1 protein-coding gene is annotated in these 1142 nt (G+C 61.3%); it reads left to right on the top strand.

Annotation, left to right across the window (positions count from 1 at the left end):
* The first annotated feature begins 159 nt into the window (after positions 1-159).
* Positions 160-969, top strand: coding sequence for a helix-turn-helix transcriptional regulator (locus EN906_RS34855; RefSeq protein WP_127271895.1), 810 nt, complete (start codon positions 160-162; stop codon positions 967-969).
* Positions 970-1142: the final 173 nt, after the last annotated feature.

Genomic DNA, 1142 nt, shown 5'->3' with positions numbered 1-1142 from the left:
TTGGAAAGCACGGCAAGCTGAGTACCCACGTAGGTAGCGAGCCATACCGGCGATGGCGCGCAGCGTCACGAGATCAACCCTGCGCGAACCGGAGCCTATCGACTTCCGCGGTTAAAGAATTTAGCTATCATGGCGTTTCATCGCTAATAGCAGTCAATCATGAGACGGCCCCTCAGCTACCCCTGGCTTGATCTCGATGTGGATGACCCTTCCGCGTTGGCGATTGCCGTGCGCGTCGACATCCCCGACACCCGAGCGGAAGTCCCCGCCCACCGGCACCGCAAAGGCCAGCTCGTCTTCGCGCTCGGCGGCGGCGTCACATGCCGCGTTCCAAGCGGTCTATGGATGGTGCCGCCGCATTGCGGGGTGTGGATCCCCGGCGGCATGGAGCACAGCAATGTCGCAACCGCCAACGCCCGGATTTTTTTCGTCTACATAGAGCCGGGAGCGGCCGACCTGCCGGAGCGGTGCTGCACGCTTTCGATCTCGCCACTGCTGCGCGAATTGATCATCGAGCTTTCCGATCGGCTGCAGGACGACGAGGCGAGGGGCGAACTCTTGACCAAAATGCTGCTCACCGAATTGCCACGCATGCCTGTCCAGCAATTGCACCTGCCGATCTCATCCGAGCCGCGCTTGAACAGGATCGCCGAGGCGTTGGCGCAAGACCCTGCCGACCGCAGCACGCTGGCGGACTGGGCCAAGCGCATGGCGCTCAGCGAGAGCAGCCTCGCCCGCCTTGTGACAAAGGAGACAGGGCTGAGTTTCGGGCGCTGGCGCCAGCAATTGCACTTGATCGTTGCAATTCGGGAACTGGCGTCCGGCAAGAGTGTCCAGCAAGTCTCGGGCGATCTCGGCTATGGTTCGGTCACGGCCTTCATCACCATGTTCAAGAAGGCGCTTGGGAAGCCGCCGGCCAAATACCTCAGTGGTATCGCGCAAAATGGCGGCTCTGCATTCGTGGCGTAATGCTCACTTGAAAGGCTGGTCGAGCCAATCAGGTTGCCAGCGTGCGAGAATGCAGCTTGGCTTTGGGACTCAGGCCACCGATGGCTCGGCGGTTTCGCGCCTCAACTCCGGTTTGGAACCGAGAACTTCTTCCACAATCCCGCGCGCAATCTCGCGTTCACCCATGATCACCG

It is taken from the genome of Mesorhizobium sp. M7A.F.Ca.CA.004.06.1.1 (assembly GCF_003999135.1).
Lineage (GTDB): Bacteria > Pseudomonadota > Alphaproteobacteria > Rhizobiales > Rhizobiaceae > Mesorhizobium.
The sequence above is the reverse complement of the archived record's forward strand: the minus strand, read 5'-3'. Positions and strand labels throughout refer to the sequence as shown.

Excerpts from the sequence above, each read along its gene's own strand:
- EN906_RS34855 (WP_127271895.1), top strand. The coding sequence starts at position 160 with ATGAGACGGCCCCTCAGCTACCCCTGGCTTGATCTCGATGTGGATGAC.